This is a genomic window from Gluconacetobacter tumulicola (assembly GCF_014174215.1).
GTDB lineage: Bacteria > Pseudomonadota > Alphaproteobacteria > Acetobacterales > Acetobacteraceae > Gluconacetobacter > Gluconacetobacter tumulicola.
This window is the reverse complement of record NZ_JABEQL010000025.1, coordinates 1-24,883: the sequence shown is the minus strand read 5'-3', so window position 1 is coordinate 24,883 and position 24,883 is coordinate 1. Positions and strand designations below refer to the sequence as shown.

The window sequence follows — 24,883 nt, the reverse complement described above, 5'->3', positions numbered from 1 at the left end:
GCGGGGGCGATTGCCCCCGCCGCCTGTCGCGGGGCGGTTCGATCATGTGAGGCTGGAAGGGAGAAGTGCGATGATCGAGATGATGATCGAGCAGCGTCGCCGCAGTCTGGGCGGTGGTCTGGAAGTGGGGCGCATCCTGCCGTTCGCGCGGCGGCGGATGGTCGGGCCGTTCATCTTCTTCGACCATATGGGGCCGCTGGATCTGGCGGCCGGGGTCGATCGCAGCGTGGATGTGCGGCCGCATCCGCATATCGGCCTGTCGACCGTCACCTATCTGTTCTCGGGCGAGGTCATGCATCGCGACAGTCTGGGGTCGGAACAGGCGATCCGGCCGCAGGAGGTCAACTGGATGACGGCCGGCCGAGGGATCACGCATAGCGAGCGGTTCGAGAAGGCGCGGGCGGTCGGCGATCATCTGCACGGTATCCAGGCGTGGGTCGCGCTGCCGAAGGGAGATGAGGAAGCGGCACCGTCCTTCTCGCATCACGAGGGGGCGGATCTGCCGCAATGGGATGCGGGCGGTGTGCGGGGGCAGGTGATTGCAGGCCACGCTTACGGCCTGACCGCCGCCGCGCGGACGCATTCGCCGCTCTTCTATGTGCATCTGGAGCTGGATGCCGGGGCGCGGGCGGAAATTCCCATGGGTCACCCGGAGCGGGCTGTCTATATCGCCCAGGGTGCGATCGAGATCGATGGAGAGCAATACGCGGCGGGACGGATGCTCGTGCTCGGTCCCGATGTTTCATCCTTCCGGGCCCTGGCGCCCACGACCGCGATGGTGCTGGGGGGCGAGCCCGTTGGCGAGCGGTTCCTGTTCTGGAATTTCGTCAGTTCCTCGAAGGAGCGGCTGGCGCAGGCGGCCGAGGACTGGAAGGAAGGGCGGATGAAACTGCCCGATGCGGACCATGACGAGTTCATCCCCCTGCCTTCGGCCGACACGGCGCCGCCGCCGATGTCGTGACGGCGGCGCACGGGTCGTAAGAGACGCGGCTGGGATCAGGAATTGGCCGTGATCACTCCCGCCGGCAGCGTTGCGGGTTTCCTGGCGCCCGGTTTCGGGGCCAGGGCGCGGAACATCGGCCCGGTCAGCGTGGTGGAGATCACGGCCAGGACCACCAGCGCGGCAAAGGCGAATTCGGAGAGCATGCCCTGCTGGTGCAGGATGGTCGCGGCGACGATTTCCATCAGCCCCTTGCATTGCAGCAGGGCGCCGACGCTCAAGGTCTGCCGGCGTGTCAGGCCCGCCGCCGGGGGGCAGATATAGATGGCGGCGATCTTGGTCACGATCGAGATGGCCACCAGAGCCAGCGAGGCGAGGACGGACGGCCAGGTGAGGGCATCGCCATCGATGCGCAGGCCGCTATGCCCGAAGAACATCGGCGTCAGCCAGATCAGGGCGAAGGTCCCGGCCCACTCGATGGGGAGGCGGCGCACCCAGCTGGGCGGCATGATCGCGCCTGCGAAATAGGCGCCGATCAGTTCGTGGAGCCCCAGTTGCTTGCTGGCCCAGGAGCCGGCGGCGAGATAAATCGGCACGGCGGTCCAGATGACCCAGGCCGGCGGATGCCTGAAATGCCGTGAGGCCCAGTTGCCTGTGGCCGCCAGCCCCACGAGGAGCGCGACCGCCAGGAATTCCAGGCTGGTCCATCCGTGGAGTGCGGCACTGCCCCTGGCGGCGAACTGGAGGGCGGCCAGGCCGATCCAGAGGGCGGCGTCATCGACCACGGCGAGCTTGAGCGCCAGTTGGCCCAGCGGGCGCTGGGCGGGCTCCAGTTCGCGCACCACGCCGATGAGCACCGGCAGCGCGCTGACGGCCATGCAGAGCCCGATCGAGGCCGCCGCGATCCATGGCGCGGCATGCGGCGCGTGCCAGCCCTGCAGGGGCAGGAAGAATTCATAGGCCAGGAAGGAACCGACCAGGAACGGGCCGCCCAGGGCGACCAGCGCGCTGGCGAGGAGCCGGCCAAGAGGCTGGGGCGGAAGCCGATGGGCCGCATTGGCGTCTTCGCCAGGGTGCTGCCACATCTCCAGCCCGGCGGTGAAGGCCAGGATCAGCACGGCCACCCAGCCGATATCGTCGCCATAGAGCGACGGGACGCCCAGTTTGCCGACGGGAACGTGCCAGACCGCCAGCAGGATGCCGATCAGGATCGGCAGTACCGCGATGGGCAGGGCGCGTCGCGTCAGGCGCCACAGCAGCCAGGGTAGCAGCACGAAGATCGCGGCGTCGCCTATCAGCGCCGTAATGTTATGCATTGCTCACCTCCTCTGGTTCATTCGGCGGACACCCTAACGGGGCGTATGTCATTTATGCAAATTGCGCATACCAATATGAAGGATGTTTCATGCTGGCGGCTGCGTCGGATCGCGCAATAGAGTGTGCTATTCGTGAGATGCGAGAGGCATCTTTATCATTCACATTTATATAATGATCATATTTTCATGCGTTATTGTCTTGTTTCGATCTCGTGATTGCCGGGTGGCGACATGGTCGGGGCAGGCGGGTTCGATGAGCGGGATATGACCCGGAGACGCTGTTCCAGCGCGTTCGCCGCGAAATCGAGAAAGGCGGTCGTTTTCGCGGGCCGATGGGAGGTGCAGGTGCTGATCAGATGTACCGTGGTGGGGGGAAGTTCCGCCTCCGGCAGGAGCCGGACGAGGTGGCCCGCCGAGAGTTCCTCCGTCACCTGGTATGACAGAACCTGCACGATGCCCAATCCTGCGCGTGCCATTGCGATGGCGCCTTCGACGTCATTGGCCAGGACGCGTGGTGTCAATCGTATGACCTGACGCTGCCCACAGTCGTGTGGGCCTGAGGCGAAGCGCCATTCCCGCGCGACAGGTCGGCTTTCGATGAGGATACTGTCATGGTTCGCCAGGTCACGGACGGATCGCGGCGTGCCCCGTTTTTCCAGATAGGCGGGGCTGGCGACCAGAATGCGCCCGACGCTGCCAACTTTGCGGGCCACGAGGGTCGAATCGGTCAACGCGCCAATGCGGATGGCGACATCCAGACCGTCTTCGATCAGATCGAGATTGCGGTCCGACAACACCAATGTGGCCCGAACCCTTTCAAACCGTAGCAGGAAATCCGAAAGCATGGGCGCCACGTGGCGGCGCCCGAATGTCGCTGGGGCCGTGATCCGAAGCATGCCGGCGGGTTGATCTGCCTCATGCGTGGCTGCCCTGGTCAGCGCTTCGTATTGCGCGATGAGATCCCGCGCCTGCATGGCGAAGTGACGGCCGAATTCGGTCGGGGCCAGGCGTCGCGTCGTGCGATCGATCAGGCGTGCGCCCAGTCGTTGCTCCAGCCCCGCCAGGATACGGCTGATGCTGGGAGGAGAGCGATACAGGCGTCGCGCCGCCGCCGCCATGCTTCCTGAGTCGAGCACGGCAACGAACACTGCCAGTTCATCCAGGCGATCCAACGCTATTCTTCCATTATCCGAAAGACTGTCGTGCCAGGATAGCGTATCGCCATGTTCGGACAAAACAATGACCCTGGAGCGACCATAGCGAAAGATCGCACCGATGATGATTCTCTACGGCATGCCTCTTTCAGGCCATGTGCATCGCGTACAATTGCTTCTGTCGATGCTCGGCATCGATTACAGGTTCGAGATCGTTTCCGCTCCGACGCCGGAATTGCTGCGTCTGAACCCGCTCGGACAGATTCCGATCCTGTGTGATGGTGATCTGGTGCTGGCCGACAGCAATGCCATTCTGGTCTATCTGGCCAAGGCCTACGGCGCGGGCACCTTGTGGCTGCCGGACGATCCGGTGGGCGCGGCGCGCGTTCAGCGCTGGCTTTCGATTGCGGCGGGGGAGTTGAGGCAAGGGCCGGCTGCCGCCCGTATGGTGGCGCTGTGGCAACGCCCGGGCGAGCCCGCCGATGCGTGCGTGCGCGCCGAGCGATTGCTGGCGTTCATGGACGCGCATCTCGACGACCGGACGTTCCTGGCCGCGTGCCATCCGACGATCGCGGATCTTGCCTGCTATGGCTATGTCGCCCACGCTCCGGAAGGCCATGTGTCGCTGGAGCCCTATCCGAACGTGCGGGCATGGCTCCTGCGTGTCGAGGCTCTGCCCGGCTTCCTGCCGATGCCCTGGATCTGATCTTCTGGAGGATGAATCGATGGCGTTGGAGATCATCCTGGGGAACAGGAATTATTCGTCATGGTCGATGCGGGCGTGGATGCTGCTGCGTCTGGCTGGCGTGCCTTTCGACGAGACGATCCAGTCGCTTTATATAACGGGTGCCCGGGCGTGCGTCATTGAACGTGGCGGCGAGACCGGCCTTGTGCCTGTTTTGCGCGTCGATGGTTTCCCGATCTGGGACACGCTTGCGATCGTGGAATATCTTTACGAGCAATGTCCTGCCCTCTGGCCGGCCGACCGCTTCCTGCGGGCGAGGGCACGCAGCTATGCCGGAGAGGTCCATTCGGGCCTGAATGCGCTGCGGGAGGCGATGCCGGTCAATGCGAGGGGGCGCAATCGGCGGGCCGTGCGGACGCAGGCTGTCGAAGACGATATTGCGCGCGTGGCGGCGATATGGAAGACGGCGGGGAGTCATCCCGAGGGGCCCTGGCTGTTCGGGCGCTTCAATGCCGCCGATATCATGTTCGCGCCGGTGGCCTCTCGCTTTCAGACCTATGGTGTTTCCTTGCAGGGTGGCGCCGCGACGTATCTGGAGCGGATGCTCGCGCATCCACTGGTGCGGGAGTGGTTTGCTTCCGGACAGGATGAAGCCGAAATCATCGATATGTTCGAACTGCCTGACCAGTCGGACGGCAAGCCTGAAAGCAGTCGGATGACTGGCCACCCGGAACATCCTGTCTCTCACGACAAGGGGTGAAGGGGCAGGGCGGCGCCCTGCGCCAAGGCGGGGAATAGCACGCGCGGCGGCGCAAAACATGCTATGCCGCGCGCATGGCAATCCCGATCCTTCCCGGACTGTCCCTGGCCGAGTCCGAGCTGGAGGTCAGCTATATCCTTGCGTCCGGCCCCGGTGGGCAGAACGTCAACAAGGTGGCCACGGCGGCGCAATTGCGGTTCGATGCCGCGCGCTCGCCCTCGTTGCCCGAGCGGGTGCGGGCCCGGCTGCTGGAGGTGGCGGGCAGTCGTGCCACGCGGGATGGGGTGATCGTCATCACCGCCCGGCGCTTTCGCACGCAGGTGCGCAACCGCGAGGATGCCATTGAACGGCTGGCCGAGCTGATCCGCGAGGCGGCGCATCGTCCCGCTTTTCGTGTGGCCACCCGCCCCGGCCGTGCGGCCCGCCAGCGCCGGCTGGACGGCAAGGCGCACCGGTCGGGCATCAAGCGCGGGCGTTCCGGGCGGTTCGATGATTAGGCGCAGCCTGCGCCGTTCTGGAAAATTCCGTGTCTGGGGTGAGGGATGAGCGACCTGTTTGACAGTGGGACGGCACTGGGGCGGATGCCGCTTGCCGCGCAGTTGCGCCCGGCGACGCTGGATGACGTGATCGGCCAGTCGGCGGCGGTCGCGCCCGGTTCGATCCTGCGGCGGCGGATTGCCGGTGGGGCGTTGGGCAGCGTGATTCTGTATGGGCCGCCGGGGGTGGGCAAGACCTCGATCGCGCGGGCGGTGGGAAACATGCTCGGCAAGAGCTTTCGCCCGCTGCACGCGACGCGCAGCGGGGTTGCGGACATTCGCAAGCTGGCGGATGAGGCGCGGATGGTGCCGCTGCTGATCTTCGTCGATGAGGTGCAGCGCTTTTCGGCGACCCAGGCGGATGATCTGCTGGCCATCTGCGAGGAGGGCACGGCCGATTTTATCGGGGCCACGACCGGCAATCCTTATCATGTGCTGACACCGGCGCTGGTCTCGCGCTCGACCATCCTGAAGCTCGAGCCGCTGACGCTCGAAGAGATGGAGCAGGTGGTGCGGCGTGGCGTCGACCATCTGCGGGGGGAGGGGATCGAGGTCTCGCTGACGGGCGCGCAGATCCGCCGGATTGCCGGTCGTTCCGGCGGGGATGCGCGGCGGGCGCTGACGACGCTGGAAAGCCTCGCGGTCGGGCATGATGCGAAGCGGGTCACGATCACCGATGCGATGGTGGATGAGGCCTATGCGGCGGCGCCCGTCAATCATGACCGGTCGGGCGATGCGCATTACGATGTGGTTTCGGCGTTCGTGAAATCCATGCGAGGGTCTGATCCCGATGCCACGCTGTACTGGCTGGCGCGCCTGATTCATGGTGGCGAGGACCCGCGCTATATCGCGCGGCGGATCATGATCCATGCGTCGGAGGATGTGGGGCTGGCCGATAATGCCGCGCTCCAGACTGCCGTGGCGGCGATGCAGGCAGTCGAGAAGATCGGGTATCCCGAAGCGCAGATCGTGCTGGCGCATGCGGCGCTGCATGTGGCGCGGGCGCCGAAATCGGGCTCGGCGTGCCGGGGGATTTCGGCGGCGATGCAGTTCGTGGCGAATAATCCGCCGGCCGCCGTGCCGCTGCATCTGCGTGATGCGCATTACAAGGGCGCGGCGTCGCTGGGGCATGTCGGGTATCGGTTTCCGCATGATGACCCGCGCGGCTGGGTGGAGCAGGTTTACTCGCCGATCCCGAAGGGCGCGCTTTATCAGAGTGATGCGCGCGATGCGGGGACGTTCGAGAAGCGGGCGGATGAGTATTGGCAGCGGGTGACCGGCGAGGTGCAGGCTCGCAAGGGGCGGGAATGATGGCGTCAGGCATTCCCGGATAAAGTTTGATCTCTCATCGCATGGCTGGCTCTTCCCCATTGCCGGTTGGGTGGCAGGTCTATTTGAAGGCGGGCCGGAGGGAGGGGACCTTCCGCTATCGGGGCAAGTCTGTCTGATAGCGGACGGTCGCCTCGGCCTGTTGATTCGCGGCTTAGGTTCAGATCCGCGCGGCAAGTTCTTCCAATTGAGTCAGGCACGTGCCCCATCCGTGGAAGAAGCCCATTTCTTCGTGCTTCGCCCGATCCTGCGTGCTCTTGTGGCGCACGAGTGCGCGGTAGCGTGTGCCGCCGGGAACGGGCTCCATCGTGATCTCCGCCGTCATGAAGGCCTCGGTATTCGGCCGGAATTGTGGGCCCAGGCCATCAGTCCAGACCAGACGCCGTTCCGGCTCAACCACAAGGATACACCCCGGCTTTTCCGGAAAAACCACGCCCTCCGGAGACCGCATCACCACATTGAACGCGCCGCCCGGTACAAGGTCGATTTCGGCCTTGGCCACGCCATATGGCCGTGGCGCGAACCATTGCTTCAGCAGGTCCGGTTCCGTCCAGGCACGCCACAATTGGGCCGGGCTGGCCTTGACCGTGCGTTCGAGGACAAGGTCGAGCTGATTATTGACGTCCATGGGTATTGTCCTGTTCAGCCAGTGTTTCGACGAAAGAATCCAGCCGGTCCAGGCGGGATTCCCAAATGCGACGCTCCCGTTCGAGCCAGCCTTGCGCAATCGTGAGCGCATCGGGACGCAGTTGGCACATGCGCACGCGCCCCATTTTGCGGGAGACGACGATCTCGCTCTCTTCCAGCACGCGGACATGTTTCATGAAGCTGGGCAGCGCCATGCTATGGCGTTGCGCCAGATCGCCGACGCTGGCCGGGCCATGAGCAAGCTGCGCAATGACCGCGCGACGGGTGCTATCCGACAGGGAATGAAAGATGCGATCAAGATTAGCCATATGGCTAACTAATGATATCCTTGGCTCTCCGTCAAGGAGTCATTCGGTCAGACGCGCCCTCTGGGTGAGGTTCTGGACAGTGTCCGATTCGAGACGGCACGTGACACGTCGCAAGCTGCGATCTTTTTCTACAATTCCCACCCGTACTATTACGCCACGGGCCTGATACGAATCCTCAATCGACCTGTCCCCATAACGGTCAGGGGTGAAGGGGACGACTGTCCCCTTCCGGGTGCAGGGCAGCGTCCTGCGATCTGGCAGTTCAGGCCGGCTCACTGATCGTGGGGAGGATGGTTTCGACGATCGACTGATCCAGCGCCTCGTATTCGTGATAGCGTAGTGTGCGATAGAGGGCTTCGCGGGTTTGCATATGGGGCAGCATGGCCTCGGTGCTGCCGTTGCGGCGGAGGGTGGTGTAGAGGTCTTCCTGGGCCTTGTTGGCGACGCGGAGTGAACTGACGGGCCAGATGACCATGTGGTAGCCCATCTCTTCGAATTCCCTGGCGGTGAAGAACGGGGTGCGGCCGAATTCGGTCATGTTGGCGAGCAGCTTGACGCCGGGCATGCGGCGGGCGAATTCGCGGAACATCTCGGCCGTGGTCAGGGCTTCGGGGAAGATCGCGTCGGCGCCGGCTTCGATATAGAGTTTGGCGCGGGCGACGGCGCCGTCGATGCCCTCGCTGGCTGCCGCGTCGGTGCGGGCGATGATGACCAGATCGCGCGCGGCCTTGCGGGCGGCGCCGACCTTCAGGGCCATGTCGTGCGGGGTGGCGAGTTTCTTGTTGTTCAGGTGGCCGCATTTCTTGGGCAGGATCTGGTCTTCCAGATGCACGGCGGCAGCACCCGCATCCTCGAAAGTGCGGACCATGTTCATGACGTTCAGCACTTCGCCGTAGCCGGTGTCGCCGTCGACCAGCAGGGGCAGGCCGGTGGCGTTGACGATCTGGCGGATGAAGAACGTGACCTGGTCGATGGTGATGATGCCGAGATCGGGCAGGCCCATGCTGGCCGTCATGGCCGCGCCCGAGAGATAGAGCGCGTTGAAGCCTGCGTCCTTCGCCTGGAGCGCGGCCTGGCCGTTATGGGCGCCGGGCAATTGCAGGATATCGGGGGATTGCAGCAGGGCACGGAAGCGCCGGCCTGCCGCCTCGCCGTTGGTGGCGCCGCCTGTCAGGGTGATCATGCTGCTTTCTCCAGTCCGCCGCGTTGGTGCAGGGGGGTGAAGGGCCGTTTGTCGGGGCCGATATAGGCGGCCGACGGGCGGATGATCTTGCCGTTCTCGCGCTGTTCGATGACGTGGGCGCTCCAGCCGGTCAGGCGCGCGATGACGAAGATCGGCGTGAACATGGCGGTGGGGATGCGCATCATGTTGTAGGAAACGGCGCTGAACCAGTCGAGATTGGCGAACATGTTGCGCCGTTCGGCCATCACGCGCTCGATCCGCTCGGCGACGGTGTAGAGGCGCATGGCGCCGCTGCGGGCCGACAGGCGTTCCGCCCATTGCTTGATCACTTCGTTGCGCGGATCGGCGATGGTGTAGACCGGGTGGCCGAAGCCGGTGACGACTTCGCGGTTTTCCAGCCGGCGCAGGATATCGGCCTGGGCTTCGTCGGGCGTCTGGTAGCGCTGCTGGATTTCCAGCGCGACCTCGTTGGCGCCGCCGTGGCGCGCGCCGCGCAGGGCGCCGATGCCGGCGGTGACGGCGGAATACATGTCCGACCCCGTGCCCGCCACCACGCGGCTGGCGAAGGTCGAGGCGTTGAATTCATGTTCCGCGTACAGGATCAGCGAGGCATGCATGGCGCTGACCCATTCCGGCGGGGGCGCGTGGCCGTGCAGCATGTGCAGGAAATGGCCGCCGATGGTGTCGTCATCGGTCTCGACATCGATGCGCTTGCCGTTGGTCGAGAAATGATACCAGTACAGCAGCACCGATCCCATCGAAGCCAGCAGGCGGTCCGCGATCTCGCGCGCGCCCACCGGGTTCATGTCGCGGCGTTCGGGCAGGATGCAGCCCAGGGCGGAGACGCCGGTGCGCATCACGTCCATCGGGTGGGCAGCGGCTGGAATATCCTCCAGCAGGCGGCGCAGGCGGACGGGCAGGCCGCGCAGCGAGCGCAGTCGCTCCTTGTATTCCGCCAGTTCGGCGGCGTCGGGCAGGTGGCCGTGGATCAGCAGGTGGGCGACTTCCTCGAATTCGCAGGATTCCGCCAGGTCCTTGATGTCATAGCCACGATAATGCAGCTCGTTGCCGGCATGGCCGACGGAGCTGAGTGCGGTTTCGCCGGCGGTGATGCCGGAGAGGGCGACGGATTTCTTGGGCTTGGACGCTTGGGTCATGTCACGTCTCCTTATTGTGCCTTTTCGCAGGGCTCTGCCCTGCACCCGGAAGGGGACAGTCGTCCCCTTCACCCCTGTTCGTTGAGGGGTGGGCGGGGTCAGTCTTTCATGCGGGGAAATTGAAGATGCCGGTTCGGTCGGTTGCTTTCAGCGCCTCCGGCGGGAGGGTGATTTCGAGCTGGCGCAGTTGGTCCGCGCGCAGGGAGGGCAGGCGCTGTGCCGCGTCGAGGAAGCGTTCGATTTCGGTGGGGGGGAGAATGCCTTCGGTCAGGACGCGGAATTTCCGGATATAGTCGGGGCGGGTCCAGGGGGTGGCGCCCAGCGGGTGGGCGTTGGCGACCGCCAGTTCGCCGTCCAGCCGGGTGCCGTCGGTGAAGGTGATGGTGATGCGGCCGCCGAAGGCTTTGATCGCCGGGTTGTCGGCGTGATAGCGGGCGGTCCATTTCGGGTCTTCGACCGTGTGGATCTTGCGCCACAGGCGCACCGTGTCGGCGCGTTGCGCGCGTTCGGGCGCGTAGGAGCGGACATGGTGCCAGGCGCCGTCCTGCAGGGCGACGGCGACGATATACATGATCGAATGATCCAGCGTCTCGCGCGAGGCGTCGGGGTCGAATTTCTGCGGATCGTTGGAGCCGGTGCCGATCACGTAATGGGTGTGGTGGCTGGTTTCGATCAGGATGTCCTTCACGTCGTCCCAGTTGCGGCCGGAGGCGCGGACGTCGGCGCCGAGGCGGAAGGCGAGGTCGATCAGGGCCTGGCTTTGATATTCCGCCGAATGTTCCTTGGTGTAGCTGTCGAGGATCGCGCGTTTGGCCTCGCCGGCCTCGGGCAGGGCGACGCGGTAATGGGCGCCCTTGCCGTCCAGCATCCAGGCGATCACGCCGTCTTCGCCTTCATAGATCGGGCTGGGGGAGGTTTCGCCCAGCATGGCGCGGTCCACGGCCTCGACCGCCATCTTGCCGGCATGGGCGGGGGCGTAGGCCTTCCAGGACGAGATTTCGCCCTTGCGGCTTTGCCGTGTGGCGGTGGTGACGTGCAGGGCGTGCTGGATCGACTGGTAGATGGTCTCGGTGGGCAGGCCCAGCAGGGTCCCGATTCCGGCCGCGACCGAGGGGCCGAGATGGGCCACATGGTCGATCTTGTGCTTGTGCAGGCAGATGGCCCGCACCAGGTCGATCTGGATTTCGTAGCCGGTGGCGATGCCGCGTACCAGTTCGGCGCCCGAGCGGCCGCATTGCTGGGCCACGGCGAGGATGGCGGGGATATTGTCGCCCGGATGGGAATATTCGGCGGCCAGGAACGTGTCGTGGAAATCCAGTTCCCGCACCGCCGTGCCGTTGGCCCAGGCGGCCCATTCGGCGTGGACGCGCACCTCCGGCCCGCAGCCGAACAGGGTGGCGCCGCCGGGCCGGGCGTGGGCCAGGGCTTCGGCGCGGGCGCTGACCACCGTGTGGCGGTTGACCGAGGCGATGGCGACCGATGCGTTGTCGATCACGCGATTGATGATCATCTCGGTAACGTCGGGAAGGATGGCGACCGGATCGGCGGCGACCTCGGCGATCTGCCAGGCGAGTTGCGCGTCGCGCGGCAGACGGTCGCTCTCGGGGTGGACGGTGATGTCGTACTGGCGCATGGCTTGGTTCCTCTTTGGGGGCCTTGCTGCGGAGTATTGTCATTCTCGCGCATTCGGGAATGGCGATCCGGGCAAAATGGTGCCACGGTCCGGCACCGGTTTTGCGAAGGATGCGAAGATGGCGACGGCGGGCGAGAAGATCTTCGCGGGGTCGAGAATTCGTGATCTGCGCGCGAGAAATGGCCAATCGCAGCAGGGTTTGGCGACGGCTCTGGGGCTTTCGGCGAGTTATCTCAACCAGATCGAGAACGATCAGCGGCCGTTGACGCCGGGGATTCTGTTAAAACTTTGCACGCTATTCGGAGTCGAGCCGACCTGGTTCAGCGATAGCGGCGATATCCAGCGCATGCAGGTGTTGCGTGAGATCCTGGGGGACCCGCTGTTCAGCGCCATGCCCTCGCCTCGGCAGGTGCAGGAGGCGGTGCGGGGCGCGCCGTGGCTGTGCGATCAGTTCGTGGCGCTCTATCGCGCCTTTCGGGCGTTGCAGGAGGAAAGAGGGCAGGCCGGAGCCGCTACGCCGGCGCCACAGCCCGGCACCGGATCGTATGATGCGGTGGGCGATTGGGTGCAGGCCGAGCGGAACTATTTCGACGAAATCGATCGGGCAGCGGAGGGGTTGTACGAATCCACGCGACTGGATGAGGGCGGGCCGGCCGAAATGTTGGGGCGCTATCTGCGCGATCGGCATGATATCCGGATCGTGACCGATGCCGCGTTGGATAGTCAGGGCGTGATGTGGCGGTTAGACCGGCGGGCGCGGCGGCTGGCGGTCACCGGGGGCGTGCCGCCGGAGAGTACGGCCTTCTGGCTGGCGCAGGTGATCGGGCGGTTGGATTATGGGCAGGTTCTGGCCCGGCCGGTGCGCCGGTCGGGGCTGGGCAGCGCGGACGCGCGCGCATTGGCCACGGTGGGGATGAGCAATTATTTCGCCGGGGCGCTGCTGTTGCCGTACGAGCGTTTCCGGCGGGCGGCGCGGCAGACGCGGCATGATCTGGACCTGTTGCAGCGGCAGTTCGGCGTGAGTTTCGAACAGGTATGCCATCGGCTGTCCACCATGCAGCGGCCGGGGGCGGAGGGGATTCCGTTCTATTTCATCAAGACCGATATCGCCGGCAATGTGCTGAAGAGCTACAGCGCCACCCGTTTCAGCCGTGCGCGGTTCGGCGGGTTGTGCGCGCAATGGAATGTGTTCGAATGTTTTTCGGCGCCCGGCAAGCTGCATGTCCAGATGTCGCGCACTACCGACGATGCGGTCTATATCAGCGTTGCGCGGACGGTGGGGCATTCGCCGGTTTCTTATTTCGACCGGCCGCGCCTGGTGGCGATCGTGCTGGGCTGTGCGGTGTCGCATGCGCCGGAACTGGTCTATTCGGCCGGGCTGGACCTGCGGGACGACCGGATGGTGATCCCGATCGGGCCGGGGTGTCGCGCCTGCATCCGCACCGATTGCCGGCATCGGGCGATTCCTGCCACGGGCTTTGGCATCGACGCGGGCAGCGAGGAGCGGGGGGTGGTGCCCTATCACATGGTGGTGCCGTGAGACTGTGCCGGTCCTGGGTGGATTGACCGCGTGGCGGGTCCGTTTCATGCACGGCGTCATGAAAAGGACGATGCCGGAACCGGGAGAATGGACGATGGGTGGTGACTGGCAGATCCGGCTGGCCCGGCGGGATGAGGCCGCTTTGTTGTCGGCGGTGGAAGAGGCGTCGGGCGCGCTGTTTCGCACCATTCCCGATCTGGCCTGGATTGCGGATGACGGCGTGATGCCGGCGGACGCGCATCTGGCGGCCATTGAAGCCGGAACCTGCTGGGTGGCCGCCGATGGGGCGGATATTGCCGGTTTCCTGACCGCCCGTGCGGCGACGGAGGATGGCGACGGCACCGATGCCGGCCGGGCGGTGCTGCATGTGTGGGAGATGTCGGTGGCGCCGGACTATCAGGGCAGGGGGCAGGGCCGGGCGTTTCTGGAACATGCGGCTGCCTATGCCGCAAAGGAGGCCATGGTGGCCGTGACCCTGACGACGTTTCGCGACGTGGCGTGGAATGCGCCGTTCTATGCGCGGGCCGGTTTCGCGATCCTGCCTGATGCGGCCTTGACGCCGCGCCTGCGGGCGTGCTGACCGCCGAGGTTGCGCATGGCCTGCCGGCGGCGCGGCGGTGCGCCATGCGGCGGCCGGTTTCTTCCGTTTCCTGATTATCTGTTCATCAACCAGGCCATTTCATGGATCGTATCATGCGCATTACCGTTTTCGACATTCAGGCCATGAAGGAATCCGGGCAGCGGATCGCCATGCTGACGGCCTACGACCATCCGTCTGCCGCGCTGGCCGAGCGGGCGGAAGTGCCGATGCTGTTGGTCGGGGATTCGCTGGGGATGGTGGTCCATGGGGCCGATACCACCCTGCCGGTTACGCTGGACGACATGATCCGCCATGCGCGGGCCGTGGTGCGCGGCAGCAGCCGGGCGCTGGTGGTGGCCGACCTGCCGTTCCTGACCTATGCGACGGAGGGCGATGCCATCGCCTCGGCCCGGCGGGTGATGCAGGAGGCCGGGGTGCAGGCGCTGAAGCTGGAAGGCGGCATTTCCGTCGCGGCGACGGTGCGGCGTCTGACCGAACTGGGCGTGCCGGTGATGGGCCATCTGGGCCTGACGCCCCAGGCGCAGCACACACTGGGCCTGCGGGTGCAGGCGCGGCAGGCGGAGGCGGCCCGGCGGCTGGTGGAGGACGCGCTGGCGTTGCAGGATGCCGGGGTCTTTGCCCTGGTGCTGGAACTGGTGCCGGGGCCGCTGGCGGCGGCGGTGACGCAGCGGCTGCGCATTCCGGTGATCGGCATCGGCGCCGGGGCGGGGTGCGACGGGCAGGTGCAGGTCTGGCACGATCTGCTGGGCCTGTTTCCCGGCAAGTCGCCGCGCCATGCCAAGCGTTATGCCGATATCGGCGCGGCGATCGAGGAGGCGTTGCGGGCCTATGTGGGCGATGTGCGGTCCGGCGCCTTTCCCACCGCGGCGCAGAGCAGCGGCATGGACCCGGAGGAACTATCCCGCGCCCTTGGGGGCTGAAGCGGCCGCGCGAGCCCGCTCCAGTGTCCGCGCGACGGTGAACAGTTCGCCGATCAGGCGCGAGGCTGCCTGTTCGCGCGGGGCGAGCAGGGAGATGACCATGCGCACGCTGCAGTCGCTGATCGGCAGCACGCGCACGCCGCGCCGCCCGCCATATTCGCTGGCCGCGATCACGCCCACGCCCAGCCCGGCCGCGACGGCTTCCACCATCGCCTCGCGCCCGTCCACCGTCAGGGTGGGGGTGCAACTGATCGCGTGGCGTTGCAGCTCGCCGGCCAGCAGGCGTTGGGTGGCGGAGCGGGGTTCACGAAAGATCATACCGCGTTCGGCTAGAATCGAAAACGATACGCTCTTGCGGGCGGCAAGGTCGGACTGTTTGTGGACCAGCGCGATCAGCGTGTCCGCGCGTAGGGTCTGCGCGTGCAGCCGCGCATCGACCGCCGCCGCCGCCGTGACCGCGACATCGACCGAAGCCGTATGCAGCCGTTCGAGGCAGGTATCGGCGTTGGCGATGGCCAGGGTGATGCGGACATTGGGGTGGCGTGCGCGAAAGGCGGCGATCAGGGACACCGCCAGGTCCGGCGCGTCGGACACCATGGACAGGGTGCCGAATTCCAGTGCCGCCGCCTGGGACAGCAGGGCTGCCGCCTGGCGCTCGGCCTCGAAGATCGGCTGGATGACGGCCAGCAGCCGGCGGCCGAATTCAGTCGGTTCGACCGTTCGTCCGCGCCGGTGGAACAGCACGCAGCCATAATCCTGTTCCAGGCGGCGGACCTGATCGGAGATCGCGGGCTGGGTCAGCCCCAGCGCCGAGGCGGCGGCGGAGAAGCCGCCATGGGTCGCGACCGCCTGCACCGCCCGCAACTGCACGTATTGCATGTCGCTGATCCATAAATTCAATCGATAGGATGATCGTTATTATCGATTTTATTGCAGCCTCGCCAGCGCGTTATGGTGCCTGTGTCGAATGCGGAGCAGGGCGCATGGCGGGGCATTTTTCCATCGAGGCGGTTATCTTCGACTGGGCTGGAACGCTGGTCGATTTCGGATCGTTCGCGCCCATGGCGGCGTTTGTCGAAACCTTTGCCGGATTCGGTCTTTTGATCGACATCGAGGAAGCACGGCGCCCGATGGGGCTGGCCAAGCGCCCGCATGTCGCAGCCCTGCTCAACCAGCCGCGCATCGCCGCTGCCTGGGCGGAGATGTATGGCCATGCGCCGGGCGATGTGGTGATCGATCGGGTTTACGAGGCGTTTGTCCCCCGCAACATCGCGGTGGCGGCGCGCCACGCGGTGCTGATCCCCGGTGCCGCGGAGTGTGTCGCGGAACTGCGCCGGCGCGGGCTGCGGATCGGATCGACCACCGGCTACACGCGCGAGATCATGGAGGAAATCCTGCCCGTCACCCGCAGTCAGGGGGTTGAGGTGGATTGTCTGGTCTGTGCCGGTGAGACGCAAACCGGCCGTCCGGGCCCGTTGATGCTGTGGAGGAACATGATCGCGCTGAATGTCTGGCCGGCCTGGCGGGCGGTGAAGGTTGATGACACGATCGTCGGTGTTGCCGAAGGGCGGAATGCCGGGGCGTGGAGCGTCGGGGTTGCGGTCTCGGGCAATGTGTTCGGCTGCACCGAGGCGCAGATCGCGGCCATGTCGCCCGATGAATTCGCCGTCCGGCGCGAGCGCGCCCGCGCCGTGTTGCTGGAAGCCGGGGCGCATGAGGTGATCGACAGCGTGGCCGGCCTGCCCGCCGTGGTGGAGCGGCTGGATGCGCGGTTGGCGGCCGGCGAGCGGCCCGATACCGAGTTGCGGACCTTTCCATGACCGCCGGATACGACCTTGCCATTGTCGGTGCCGGCATTTGCGGCCTGGCCCATGCGCTGATTGCCGCCCGCCGGGGGCGGCGCGTGATCGTCATTGATCGGGACCTGGCCGCCAATGGGGCCTCGATCCGTAATTTCGGGTTTATTACCGTCACCGGGCAGGAACGCGGCCGTTCCTGGGGGCATGCGCGGCGCAGCCGCGACATCTGGGCCGAGATCGCGCCCGATGCCGGAATTGCGGTGCATCAGCGGGGCTTGCTGGTGCTGGGGCGCCGGCCGGAGACCATGGCGGTGCTGGAAGCCTTTCGTCAGGACGAGATGGGCGCGGGCTGTACGCTGCTGAGCCGCGAGGCGCTGTCGGCATGGCCGGGGCTGCGCGGCGAGGCCATGCTGGGCGCCCTCTATTCACCCCATGAATTGCGGGTGGAATCGCATGAGGCCATTCCGCGTCTGGCGCGCTGGCTGCAGGAACGGCACGGGGTGACGTTCCTGCGCGGGGCAAGCGTCTTTTCCGTGGCGCCTCCGCGCCTGGAGACCAGTCGGGGCACGATCCATGCCGATGCGGCCATTGTCTGCCCCGGCGACGATTTCCACACGCTGTTCCCCGACCGTATCCGGCCCCACGGCCTGACCCGCTGCAAGCTGCAGATGATGCGCCTGGCGCCCGGCGGCATCGATGCCGCGCAGCCGGCGGTGATGTCCGACCTCGGCGTGGGGCGGTATCGCGGCTACCACCATCTGGCGGGCCATGCGGCGTTGATGGCGCGGCTGGAGGCGGAGCAGCCGGATTATCTGGCGGCGGGGATTCACCTGATTGCGGTGCGGGCCGCCGATGGCAGCCAGATCGTGGGGGATTCCCATGTCTATGCCGACCAGCCGGACCCGTTTTCGGACGAACGGGTCGATGATCTGATCCTGTCCGAGCATGCTTCCGTCCATCGGGCGACCCCGCCCGTGGTGTCGCGCTGGACCGGCACCTATGCCAGTGGTCCCGAAACCATGCTGATGGAGCGGATATCGGACAGTGTGCGGCTGGTGATCGTCAGCAGCGGCACGGGGGCCAGCACCTCGTTCGGCATCGCCGAGGAGACGCTGGCCGATCTGTGGGAGTAGAGGGGCGGGAAGCGCGTCACTCGGCCTGCGGTGACAGGCGCCCCGTACGGGACAGCAGGACCAGCACCACGCCCAGCAGGCTGATTCCCAGGCCCGCGGCGGAGACCATCGGATATCCGAACCCCAGGGACAGGACGGCCCCGCCCAGGGCCGCGCCCAGGGCGTTGCCCAGATTGAAGGCGCCGATATTGACCGACGAGGCCAGGCCCGGCGCATCGTGCGCGGCCTGCATGGTGCGCATCTGCAAGGCCGGCATCAGGGAGAAACTGGCGACGCCCCACAGCAGGACCCCGACCAGCGCGCCGGCCGGCGTCTGCGCCGCGAAGGGAAAGGCCAGCATGATCAGGCCGAGGATCGGGAAGAACACCAGCAGCGTGCCGGCCAGCGACCGGTCTGCCGCCCGGCCGCCGATGGCATTGCCGATACTGAAGCCGACGCCGATCAGCATCAGGGCGATCGTCGTCAGGGTCGGCCCCGCCCGGGTGATATGCTCCAGCATCGGCACGATATAGGTATAGAGCTCGAACATCGCCCCGGCGCCGATCACCGTGACGCCCAGCGCCATCAGCACGTTCGGGCGCATGATGGCCTTCATCTCGGCCGCCGCGTCCGGCCTGGGCCCGGCCTCGGCCAATGGCAGGGCGAGGGACAGCGCCGCCGCCGCGACTAACCCCAACACTGAAATGGCGGCGAATGCGCTGCGCCAGCCCAGCGTGTCACCCAGCCAGGTTGCCGCCGGCACGCCGAAGATATTGGCGACGGTCAGGCCCATGAACATGCTGGCGACCGCACTGGCCCGGCGGTTGGCCGCAACCAGGCTTGCCGCCTCCACCGCCCCCAGCCCGAAGAACGCCCCGTGTGCCATGCTGGTCAGGACGCGCGACAGCAGCAATTGCATGTAGTCGCCGCTGATGGAGGAGGTCAGGTTGCCGATCGCATACAGGATCATCAGCCCGATCAGCGCATATTTGCGGGGATAGCGCGCCAGAAACAGGGTGACGAACGGCGCGCCACCCATCACGCCGAAGGCATAGGCGCTGATCAGGCTGCCTGCCTTGGGCACGCTGACATGGACCCCGTCCGCCAGGACGGGCAGCAGCCCCATGGGGGTGAATTCGGTCACCCCGATTGCGAAAGCCCCGCAGGCCAGGGACAACAGCGCAAGACCGGACGAACCATCGGCTTTCGACAAGGGGCTTTTCTCCTACTGGATGGGGATTTCAAAGATCCGGGCGCGATCGGCCCTTGTTCGTTTTGCGGTATGAATGATTTCTTTGCGCAACAAATCTGCCGTATGCATCGGGCAGCGATCATGAAACCGTGCGTCGGTCCTCGATTTTCCCGTCTGCTGCAGGGCCCTGAGCCGGGTGTTCGCGAAGCGTTCAATCATTACGAACATCTGTACGCTGTCTGCTGCAATGGATCAACGAATGGCTTTTGCGTGCCTCTACCAGCGATAGGCGAGTGTGACGAACACCGCGCGGCCGGGGGCCCAGGAGCAGGCGACGGAGCGGGTGCAGATCGCGACATAATGACGATCGGCGATGTTGGTGCCGTTGAACTGGATGGACGTGCGCCGGTAATCGACATGGGCGACGAGGTCCCAGACCACCTGGCTTGGCACCGCGAAGGTCTCGGGCAAGGCGCCGGCCGTGTTGCCGGTATAGCGCACGCCGCCGCCGATGCCGGTGACGAGGTCGGTGGTGAGGTGGAAATCGCGCTTCAGGAACAGCGAGGCCATGTGCGACGGCACGGCGACGGGGCGCTGCCCGACCTGCGCGGTCGTGGTCGATTTGGTGATTCTCGGGTCCTGGTAGGTGAAGGAGGCGAGGAAATCGATCTTGCCCGGCAGGCGGCCGACGCCTTCGGCCTCGAACCCCCTGGTGCGCTGTTCGCCGGCCTGGATCTGGTAGGTTGAATCGAGCGGATCGGTGGTGAGGATATTGGTTTCGACCAGATCGAAGAAATCGGCCGTCAGCATGAAATCCTCGCCCCATGGTGTGCCGTGGGGCGGCTTGTATTTCAGGCCGGCTTCGACCTGCCGCCCGCGTGTCGGCAGGAACGGTGTGTTGAGCCGTGTCGTGCCGACCTGCGGCTGGAATGAGGTGGAGTAGGCGGCGTAGGGCGCGAGGCCGATCGGGGAAGAGTAGAGCAGCCCGGCGCGGCCGGTGAAGGCGTTGTTCGCCTGCGGGGTGTGCAGCTTCGTCAGATTGTCGACGGTCAGGCTTTCCGTGAAGTCGCCGCGTCCGGACAGGGTCAGGTGGAAATCGTGCCAGTTGGCCTGTTCCTGCGCGTAGAGGCCGGTCTGGCTTTCCGTCTCGTTGGTGTTCGTGGTTGTGGCATAGGTCGGCCAAGTGATGGCGCGGTAGACGGGGGCGTAGAGATCCAGCGAGGGGGCGGCGCGTTGCCCCCGGCGATTGGCCAGGAAATCGCTGCGGAAATCGATGCCGGTGAGCAGTTCGTGCGTGATTGCTCCTGTCCGGAATTTCAGGTCGGATCGGGTGTCGAGGGTGACATTGTTGTAGTTGGCCGATTGTAGCAACGCCTGTCGCGTGATGGTGCGCTGGTCGCTTTGCAGGACCGAGGTGGTCACGAACCGATAGGCCAGATCGAGATGCGCGTAGCGCATGTTCTGTGTGATGGTCCAGTTGGGTGTGAGGTGGCGCGTGAAGCTGTAGCCGATGGCCGCCTGCCGTTTGGAATAGACGTCGTAATCGGCATCGCTGCTGAGGAAATCGCGGGCGATGCGGCCATATTGCGTGGCGGTGAGGGTGCCTGCGGCGGGCAGGAACTGTGCCGTCGAGCCCGCGTCGAGCTGTTCGAAACTGGCCAGCAGCGTGAGGTCGGTCCTGTTGTCGGGTTTCCAGCCCAGTGACGGGGCGACATAGATTTCGTTGTTCTTGATGTTCTTCGCGTAGGTATCGGATTTGCGGATCAGCCCGTTGAAGCGCCAGAGCAATGTTTTCGATGCGTTGAGCGCGCCGCCCAGGTCGGCCGCGCCCTGCACGCGGCCGTAGGAACCGGTCTGGAAAGCGATTTCGTCCTTCTGGTCTGCGCGTGGCCGTTTGCTGACGGCGTTGATGATGCCGCCGAGCTGTCCGGAGCCGTACAGGGCCGAGGTCGCGCCGCGCAGCAGGTCCATTTCCTCCAGCCCCCAGGGCTCGATGCTGAAGGATTGGGAGGATGCGGCATCCGGCGTGCGGGTGCCGTCGAGATAGATGTCGGGCGCGAAACCGCGGATGGTGCCGAAATAGCCGCGCGGATCGTCCTTCGAACCGTAATCGGAAACGCCCGCCGCATAGCGCACGGCTTCGGAGACCGAGCGGGAATTCAGCACGGCCATGCGTTCCTGGGTGATGACCGTGATGTTCTGGGGGGTCTGCTCGATGGGCGTTGCGGTCTTGGTGGCGGCGGTTCCGTTGCGGGCCAGCAGCGCGCGGCGTGCGCCGGAGACCTCGATTTCCTCGGTCGTCGCGTCATGCCTGCCATGGGGGGCGGGCTTCGCGTCATGAGGGTGATGGCGCGGCTTGTCGTGAGGGGCGGGTGGGTCAGCGATGGTGGATGCGGAGGCAGTGGAACCCACGAACAGCAGCAGGGCGGAGGCGAGAAAAAGGGGCTGTCTGGCGTGGGGAAGGGAAGGGGGCATGGTCCACCGTCGGCGTTGATGGGCCTCCTTTAGTCTTGATGCGAATAACTATCAATAACATTATGTGCGGCGACCATGCCGATCGGCCTCCGGACGGAATGGCCGGTTGGGGCGTCTGATGCTGATGCCGGTAATATGGACAGCCACGCGATGCCCGAGGCATTCGGATTTTGTGAAACCGAACGGGTCGTCTTTTTCCGGCGTGGCCTGCGTTGAGAGTTGTCGGAGCGATTTGGAGGCGAAAGACCCCGTTGCGTGGGAGACCCGCTGCGTGTGTTCAGCAGCCGATATTCGGAGAAGATACGGAAGGCGATCGAAGCGTGTTGCTCTCGCGTGCGTGATGCGTCATAGCCCTGCCGCTATGAACAATCGTGAACGACGCCCGATGGAAGGCCGCATGACCATGGACCGTAAGACACAGCGGAACACGGGCACGCGGCTGATGGCGGCCGGTTCCGCCGGGGTTTGCATGAGTGTGGCCCTGTTGGCGGCCGGCCCTGCGCGGGCTGAATCGACGGGTCAGGCGGCGCAGGCCGCGCCGCGCCGGCCGGCGGCTGTGAAGTCGGTGCCGCATCCGGCCAGCCCGGCACCCGAGACGGTCGAGGTCAGCGGTATCCGTCGTGCCTTTACCCATGAAGCCGCCCAGCATCTGCCCGATGCCGATACGCGCGTGACGGCCGAACGTTTGACCGAACGGGACGTCGTGGATCTGCGCGGGTTGGAATATGTGGCGCCGAACCTGACGGTACAGACGATCAACGGTACTGCCTCGACCAATTTCTATCTGCGCGGCCTGGGCTTCAACGATTTTACCCAGAACAATATGGGGCCGGTCGTGACCTATGTGGACGACGTGGCCTATCCCTATTCGACCATGGCCTCCGGGCTGATGTTCGACATGGCGGACGTGACCGTTACCCCCGGCCCGGTCGGCACCCAGCATGGCCAGTCGGCCACCGGCGGCGAGGTAATGCTGCGGACGAACGACCCGACCGACAGTTTCCATTATGGCGCCAGCGAGGATATTGCCTCCTACGCGCGCAGCCGCAGCGATGCCTATGTCTCGGGGCCGATCGCCCATGGGCTGAGCTTCCGCCTTGCCGGGCAGGTGCGGCAGGGGGGCGGCTGGCAGAGCAATCCGCTGAATGGCGCCCATTTGGGCGATGCCGATAGCTGGGCGCTGCGGGCGAAGCTGAAATGGACGCCGGACGAGCGGACGACGGTGATGCTGTCGGGCCATGTGGTGCGCGACCAGAGCGAGGTGGTGGGGGGCGTGCCCATTGCGCGCCTGATCGGCTCGGCGCCGATCCCGCATCTGGGCTGGACGCAGACGGAATGGTCGGCGAAGGACGCGTTTACCAACGTGATCGGGCGCCAGAACGGGTTGAAGCCCAGCGAGAATAACTGGTTCTGGGGTGCGGACCTGCATATTGCCCATGATTTCGGCCCCGTTGCCCTGACCGCGATCAGCGCCTTCGAGACCGAGCGCGAGGCCGAATTCACCGATCAGGACGCGACGGCCGCGGCCCAGGCGGATGCCTATCGCACCGTGGCGGCCAACAGTTTTACGCAGGAGGTGCGGCTGGCCAACACGCACGCCGAAGACAGGCTACAATGGGTGGTCGGCGCGTACTACCAGCGCTCGCGCATGAATCAGGCCTTTCCGTTCGACTATACGGATTACCTGCCGGCCCGTGGCTATATGCAGGTCTCCACCTTCGGCCTGAATCAGGAGGCCACGTCGCAGTTCGGCCATGTCAGCTATCGCCTGCCGCGCAATGTGACACTGTTCGTGGGGCTGCTGCATGAGATCGACGACCGGGCGATCACCGGGCTGACGTCGCGGATCTATGGTGGGCGCACGCTGAATTTTCACGGCGAGAGCACGGCGGCGGCGCAGTTCGCGGGGCAGGTGGGCGTGTCGTGGCAGGCGACGCGCAATGTCCTGCTCTATTACAAGATGAGCAAGGGGTTCAAACCCGGCGGGTTTACCGCCAACAATACGCAGGTCCAGGCGCAGCTCGATCCCTTCCAGCCCGAAACCGTGCTGACCTACGAGCTGGGGCTGAAGAGCGACCCGATCCCCAACGTGCTGCGGATCAATGCTGCCGCATTCTACAATGATTTTCACAACCAGCAGATTCTCGGCACGATCCTGATCCCGAATTACGGGCCGCTGAGCCAGCTGACCAATGTGCCGAAATCCGAAAGCTGGGGGTTCGAGGGCACGATCGACCTGCACCCGTTCCGCCATCTGTTCCTCACCCAGAATTTCGGCTGGCAGCGCGGCATTTTCCAGAATTTCCCGACCGTCAACCGCGCGAAGACGAACGCCTATTACGCGCAGAATGGCGTGTGGAAGGCGATCACCGACAATTTCTCGGGCGTGGATAACGGGCAGCCGAAACTGACGCTGAACGGGCAGCTCGACTGGCGGCAGGCGGTCAGCCCCCATTATGCGGTCGAGTTCGGGCCCAACTGGGTCTATCGCGGTGCGCAGGCCATGACGCCGGGCGGGACGGGATTCTATCGCCTGCCGCCTTATTTCCTGCTGGGCGCGCATGTCACGTTCCGGCCCGCGTCGGACCGCTGGCAGGTCACGGTCTATGCGTCGAACATCCTGAACCGGCAGTATTTCACCTCCGGCGGGCAGGCGACGACGACCTATCTCTATATTCCCGGCTCGCCGCGTTTCATCGGTGGGCGGGTGTCCTGCGGATTCTGAGGGCGTGGCCATCGGCGTGACCGATGGCCAGACGCTTGCCGGTCAGAAGATGTCCTTGATCAGGTCATCGCCGATTCCGAACCCGGCACCGGCTGCCATGGCCTGTCCGAAGCCGGAACCCAGCAGGTTGCCGAGGAAGCCGCCCGATTGCTGGGGCTGGGGGGCCGCCTGCGGCTGGGGCGGCGGTGCGGCTTCGTTCGCCACGGCGGCGTGCAGCGCCTGGAGCAGGGCTGTGACCTGCTGTTGCTCGGCCTGGAACGACAGGGCGACCTCCCGCAGGTCCAGCATCCATTCGCGCGCCTGGGAATCGCCGCCGTTCATGGCGGCCTGCAGCTTGCTGCCCAGCGTCTGAAGCGCCTGGGCGGATTGCTGGGCCTGCGACTGCAGTTGGTTGTAGGCTTGGTCGATCGTCTGGATGTCCATGGTCAAACCCTGTCCGAAATGTTTCGGGAGGCATTCTAATAGTGTTGTCTTCAGAGCACACAGGCGAATTTCGGACGCCAGACCGCCGCTAAGGTATTGGCTTCTCTGACGATGTGGATGGGCCAGGCTTCCATTCGTGAAACCGACGTATCCGCTTCGATCATGGCAGGCGTCAACATATGGGCTATGCGAATTTCTTTGATGAGCCGATAATTATATATTAATAGTATTTAGTGGTAATTGATAAAATATCAAGAAAGAAATTCCTCGGGGATTCCAGCTTTGTCTGTTGCGCTTGAGAGTGGAATAAACAAAAAGTTTTTAAGTTTGAATATCAGAGGTGGCCCCGTTTTTCGGACAGCTTTTGGGGATGAATAAGCTATACCCTGTTATTGTCATGCTGCCCTTCTGACGGCGTTGCTGTTGGCCATCTGGGCCGGGGTTAAC

The 24,883-nt window shown here is 65.2% G+C and carries 22 protein-coding genes; 11 read left to right on the top strand and 11 right to left on the bottom strand.

The annotated features are described in order from the left end of the window. Positions 1–70 precede the first annotated feature (70 nt). Positions 71–961 carry a pirin family protein gene (locus HLH29_RS15245; RefSeq protein ID WP_182968237.1) on the top strand — a complete coding sequence of 297 codons (891 nt, stop codon included), beginning with the start codon at positions 71–73 and terminating at the stop codon, positions 959–961. A 35-nt stretch (positions 962–996) separates the two neighbouring features. Here the strand turns inward: HLH29_RS15245 and HLH29_RS15240 are convergent, their stop codons facing one another. Together HLH29_RS15240 and HLH29_RS15235 are read right to left on the bottom strand one after the other, a co-directional pair. Next, positions 997–2,256: a cation:proton antiporter gene (locus HLH29_RS15240; protein WP_182968236.1), complete on the bottom strand. Its 1,260-nt coding sequence runs from the start codon at positions 2,254–2,256 to the stop codon at positions 997–999. A gap of 191 nt (positions 2,257–2,447) precedes the next feature. Next, positions 2,448–3,428 (bottom strand): LysR family transcriptional regulator, encoded by a 981-nt coding sequence (locus HLH29_RS15235; RefSeq protein ID WP_182968235.1) that lies wholly within the window; start codon positions 3,426–3,428, stop codon positions 2,448–2,450. Positions 3,429–3,531: 103 nt separating this feature from the next. On the opposite strand from HLH29_RS15235, the gene HLH29_RS15230 reads away from it, so the two are divergent. The 4 genes from HLH29_RS15230 (at position 3,532) to HLH29_RS15215 (ending at position 6,702) form a co-directional block, all read left to right on the top strand. Then, positions 3,532–4,116, top strand: coding sequence for a glutathione S-transferase family protein (locus tag HLH29_RS15230; RefSeq protein WP_182968234.1), 585 nt, complete (start codon positions 3,532–3,534; stop codon positions 4,114–4,116). Positions 4,117–4,135: 19 nt separating this feature from the next. Further along, positions 4,136–4,855: a glutathione S-transferase gene (locus HLH29_RS15225; RefSeq protein ID WP_182968233.1), complete on the top strand. Its 720-nt coding sequence runs from the start codon at positions 4,136–4,138 to the stop codon at positions 4,853–4,855. A gap of 74 nt (positions 4,856–4,929) precedes the next feature. Next, the gene (gene arfB, locus HLH29_RS15220) at positions 4,930–5,352 is read left to right on the top strand and encodes an alternative ribosome rescue aminoacyl-tRNA hydrolase ArfB (RefSeq protein WP_182968232.1); all 423 of its coding nucleotides are present in this window, start codon (positions 4,930–4,932) and stop codon (positions 5,350–5,352) included. A 45-nt stretch (positions 5,353–5,397) separates the two neighbouring features. Further along, a complete protein-coding gene (locus tag HLH29_RS15215) occupies positions 5,398–6,702 on the top strand; it encodes a replication-associated recombination protein A (RefSeq protein ID WP_182968231.1) in 1,305 nt (434 codons plus the stop codon). Positions 6,703–6,880: 178 nt separating this feature from the next. Here the strand turns inward: HLH29_RS15215 and HLH29_RS15210 are convergent, their stop codons facing one another. The 5 genes from HLH29_RS15210 to HLH29_RS15190 all read right to left on the bottom strand — a co-directional run bounded on the left by HLH29_RS15210 (position 6,881) and on the right by HLH29_RS15190 (position 11,649). After that, the gene (locus tag HLH29_RS15210) at positions 6,881–7,348 is read right to left on the bottom strand and encodes an SRPBCC family protein (RefSeq protein ID WP_182968230.1); all 468 of its coding nucleotides are present in this window, start codon (positions 7,346–7,348) and stop codon (positions 6,881–6,883) included. Next, the gene (locus tag HLH29_RS15205) at positions 7,335–7,676 is read right to left on the bottom strand and encodes an ArsR/SmtB family transcription factor (protein WP_182968229.1); all 342 of its coding nucleotides are present in this window, start codon (positions 7,674–7,676) and stop codon (positions 7,335–7,337) included. The genes HLH29_RS15210 and HLH29_RS15205 overlap by 14 nt, the downstream gene beginning before the upstream one ends. Positions 7,677–7,938: 262 nt before the next feature. After that, the gene (gene prpB, locus HLH29_RS15200; RefSeq protein WP_182968228.1) at positions 7,939–8,859 is read right to left on the bottom strand and encodes a methylisocitrate lyase; all 921 of its coding nucleotides are present in this window, start codon (positions 8,857–8,859) and stop codon (positions 7,939–7,941) included. After that, the gene (gene prpC / locus HLH29_RS15195) at positions 8,856–10,016 is read right to left on the bottom strand and encodes a bifunctional 2-methylcitrate synthase/citrate synthase (RefSeq protein ID WP_182968227.1); all 1,161 of its coding nucleotides are present in this window, start codon (positions 10,014–10,016) and stop codon (positions 8,856–8,858) included. The genes prpB and prpC overlap by 4 nt, the downstream gene beginning before the upstream one ends. A gap of 106 nt (positions 10,017–10,122) precedes the next feature. Next, positions 10,123–11,649 (bottom strand): MmgE/PrpD family protein, encoded by a 1,527-nt coding sequence (locus HLH29_RS15190; protein WP_182968226.1) that lies wholly within the window; start codon positions 11,647–11,649, stop codon positions 10,123–10,125. A 118-nt stretch (positions 11,650–11,767) separates the two neighbouring features. On the opposite strand from HLH29_RS15190, the gene HLH29_RS15185 reads away from it, so the two are divergent. From HLH29_RS15185 to panB, 3 genes are all read left to right on the top strand, one after another. After that, on the top strand, positions 11,768–13,189 hold the full coding sequence (locus tag HLH29_RS15185; protein ID WP_182968225.1) for a helix-turn-helix domain-containing protein: 1,422 nt from the start codon (positions 11,768–11,770) through the stop codon (positions 13,187–13,189). Positions 13,190–13,259: 70 nt separating this feature from the next. Then, positions 13,260–13,769 carry a GNAT family N-acetyltransferase gene (locus HLH29_RS15180; RefSeq protein WP_246374293.1) on the top strand — a complete coding sequence of 170 codons (510 nt, stop codon included), beginning with the start codon at positions 13,260–13,262 and terminating at the stop codon, positions 13,767–13,769. A gap of 113 nt (positions 13,770–13,882) precedes the next feature. Then, positions 13,883–14,710 (top strand): 3-methyl-2-oxobutanoate hydroxymethyltransferase, encoded by an 828-nt coding sequence (gene panB / locus HLH29_RS15175; RefSeq protein WP_182968224.1) that lies wholly within the window; start codon positions 13,883–13,885, stop codon positions 14,708–14,710. On the opposite strand, the gene HLH29_RS15170 is transcribed toward panB, so the two are convergent. Next, positions 14,687–15,589, bottom strand: a complete 903-nt coding sequence (locus HLH29_RS15170) for a LysR substrate-binding domain-containing protein (protein ID WP_182968223.1) — start codon at positions 15,587–15,589, stop codon at positions 14,687–14,689. The two genes, panB and HLH29_RS15170, sit on opposite strands and share 24 nt — an antisense overlap. Before the next feature lie 104 nt (positions 15,590–15,693). Between HLH29_RS15170 and phnX the strand changes: the two genes are divergently transcribed. Both phnX and HLH29_RS15160 read left to right on the top strand, forming a co-directional pair. Further along, positions 15,694–16,530: a phosphonoacetaldehyde hydrolase gene (gene phnX, locus HLH29_RS15165; RefSeq protein ID WP_182968222.1), complete on the top strand. Its 837-nt coding sequence runs from the start codon at positions 15,694–15,696 to the stop codon at positions 16,528–16,530. After that, on the top strand, positions 16,527–17,642 hold the full coding sequence (locus tag HLH29_RS15160; protein WP_182968221.1) for a TIGR03364 family FAD-dependent oxidoreductase: 1,116 nt from the start codon (positions 16,527–16,529) through the stop codon (positions 17,640–17,642). The genes phnX and HLH29_RS15160 overlap by 4 nt, the downstream gene beginning before the upstream one ends. A 16-nt stretch (positions 17,643–17,658) precedes the next feature. On the opposite strand, the gene HLH29_RS15155 is transcribed toward HLH29_RS15160, so the two are convergent. Then, the gene (locus tag HLH29_RS15155) at positions 17,659–18,834 is read right to left on the bottom strand and encodes an MFS transporter (RefSeq protein ID WP_182968220.1); all 1,176 of its coding nucleotides are present in this window, start codon (positions 18,832–18,834) and stop codon (positions 17,659–17,661) included. Between the two features lie 255 nt (positions 18,835–19,089). Beyond that, the gene (locus HLH29_RS15150) at positions 19,090–21,288 is read right to left on the bottom strand and encodes a TonB-dependent siderophore receptor (protein ID WP_182968219.1); all 2,199 of its coding nucleotides are present in this window, start codon (positions 21,286–21,288) and stop codon (positions 19,090–19,092) included. 397 nt (positions 21,289–21,685) lie between these two features. Here HLH29_RS15150 and HLH29_RS15145 point away from each other — a divergent pair, with 397 nt between their 5' ends. Next, the gene (locus HLH29_RS15145) at positions 21,686–24,013 is read left to right on the top strand and encodes a TonB-dependent receptor (protein ID WP_246374292.1); all 2,328 of its coding nucleotides are present in this window, start codon (positions 21,686–21,688) and stop codon (positions 24,011–24,013) included. A 42-nt stretch (positions 24,014–24,055) separates the two neighbouring features. Here HLH29_RS15145 and HLH29_RS15140 read toward each other — a convergent pair whose 3' ends face one another. Next, positions 24,056–24,436 carry a hypothetical protein gene (locus HLH29_RS15140; protein WP_182968218.1) on the bottom strand — a complete coding sequence of 127 codons (381 nt, stop codon included), beginning with the start codon at positions 24,434–24,436 and terminating at the stop codon, positions 24,056–24,058. Positions 24,437–24,883: the final 447 nt, after the last annotated feature.

Coding starts and splice junctions, on each gene's coding strand:
- HLH29_RS15140 (WP_182968218.1), bottom strand. CDS start 24,436: ATGGACATCCAGACGATCGACCAAGCCTACAACCAACTGCAGTCGCAG.
- HLH29_RS15180 (WP_246374293.1), top strand. CDS start 13,260: ATGCCGGAACCGGGAGAATGGACGATGGGTGGTGACTGGCAGATCCGG.
- HLH29_RS15170 (WP_182968223.1), bottom strand. CDS start 15,589: ATGCAATACGTGCAGTTGCGGGCGGTGCAGGCGGTCGCGACCCATGGC.
- HLH29_RS15145 (WP_246374292.1), top strand. CDS start 21,686: ATGACCATGGACCGTAAGACACAGCGGAACACGGGCACGCGGCTGATG.
- HLH29_RS15225 (WP_182968233.1), top strand. CDS start 4,136: ATGGCGTTGGAGATCATCCTGGGGAACAGGAATTATTCGTCATGGTCG.
- HLH29_RS15230 (WP_182968234.1), top strand. CDS start 3,532: ATGATGATTCTCTACGGCATGCCTCTTTCAGGCCATGTGCATCGCGTA.
- panB (WP_182968224.1), top strand. CDS start 13,883: ATGCGCATTACCGTTTTCGACATTCAGGCCATGAAGGAATCCGGGCAG.
- HLH29_RS15205 (WP_182968229.1), bottom strand. CDS start 7,676: ATGGCTAATCTTGATCGCATCTTTCATTCCCTGTCGGATAGCACCCGT.
- HLH29_RS15185 (WP_182968225.1), top strand. CDS start 11,768: ATGGCGACGGCGGGCGAGAAGATCTTCGCGGGGTCGAGAATTCGTGAT.
- arfB (WP_182968232.1), top strand. CDS start 4,930: ATGGCAATCCCGATCCTTCCCGGACTGTCCCTGGCCGAGTCCGAGCTG.
- HLH29_RS15190 (WP_182968226.1), bottom strand. CDS start 11,649: ATGCGCCAGTACGACATCACCGTCCACCCCGAGAGCGACCGTCTGCCG.
- HLH29_RS15210 (WP_182968230.1), bottom strand. CDS start 7,348: ATGGACGTCAATAATCAGCTCGACCTTGTCCTCGAACGCACGGTCAAG.
- HLH29_RS15215 (WP_182968231.1), top strand. CDS start 5,398: ATGAGCGACCTGTTTGACAGTGGGACGGCACTGGGGCGGATGCCGCTT.
- prpC (WP_182968227.1), bottom strand. CDS start 10,016: ATGACCCAAGCGTCCAAGCCCAAGAAATCCGTCGCCCTCTCCGGCATC.
- prpB (WP_182968228.1), bottom strand. CDS start 8,859: ATGATCACCCTGACAGGCGGCGCCACCAACGGCGAGGCGGCAGGCCGG.
- phnX (WP_182968222.1), top strand. CDS start 15,694: ATGGCGGGGCATTTTTCCATCGAGGCGGTTATCTTCGACTGGGCTGGA.
- HLH29_RS15240 (WP_182968236.1), bottom strand. CDS start 2,256: ATGCATAACATTACGGCGCTGATAGGCGACGCCGCGATCTTCGTGCTG.
- HLH29_RS15160 (WP_182968221.1), top strand. CDS start 16,527: ATGACCGCCGGATACGACCTTGCCATTGTCGGTGCCGGCATTTGCGGC.
- HLH29_RS15150 (WP_182968219.1), bottom strand. CDS start 21,288: ATGCCCCCTTCCCTTCCCCACGCCAGACAGCCCCTTTTTCTCGCCTCC.
- HLH29_RS15245 (WP_182968237.1), top strand. CDS start 71: ATGATCGAGATGATGATCGAGCAGCGTCGCCGCAGTCTGGGCGGTGGT.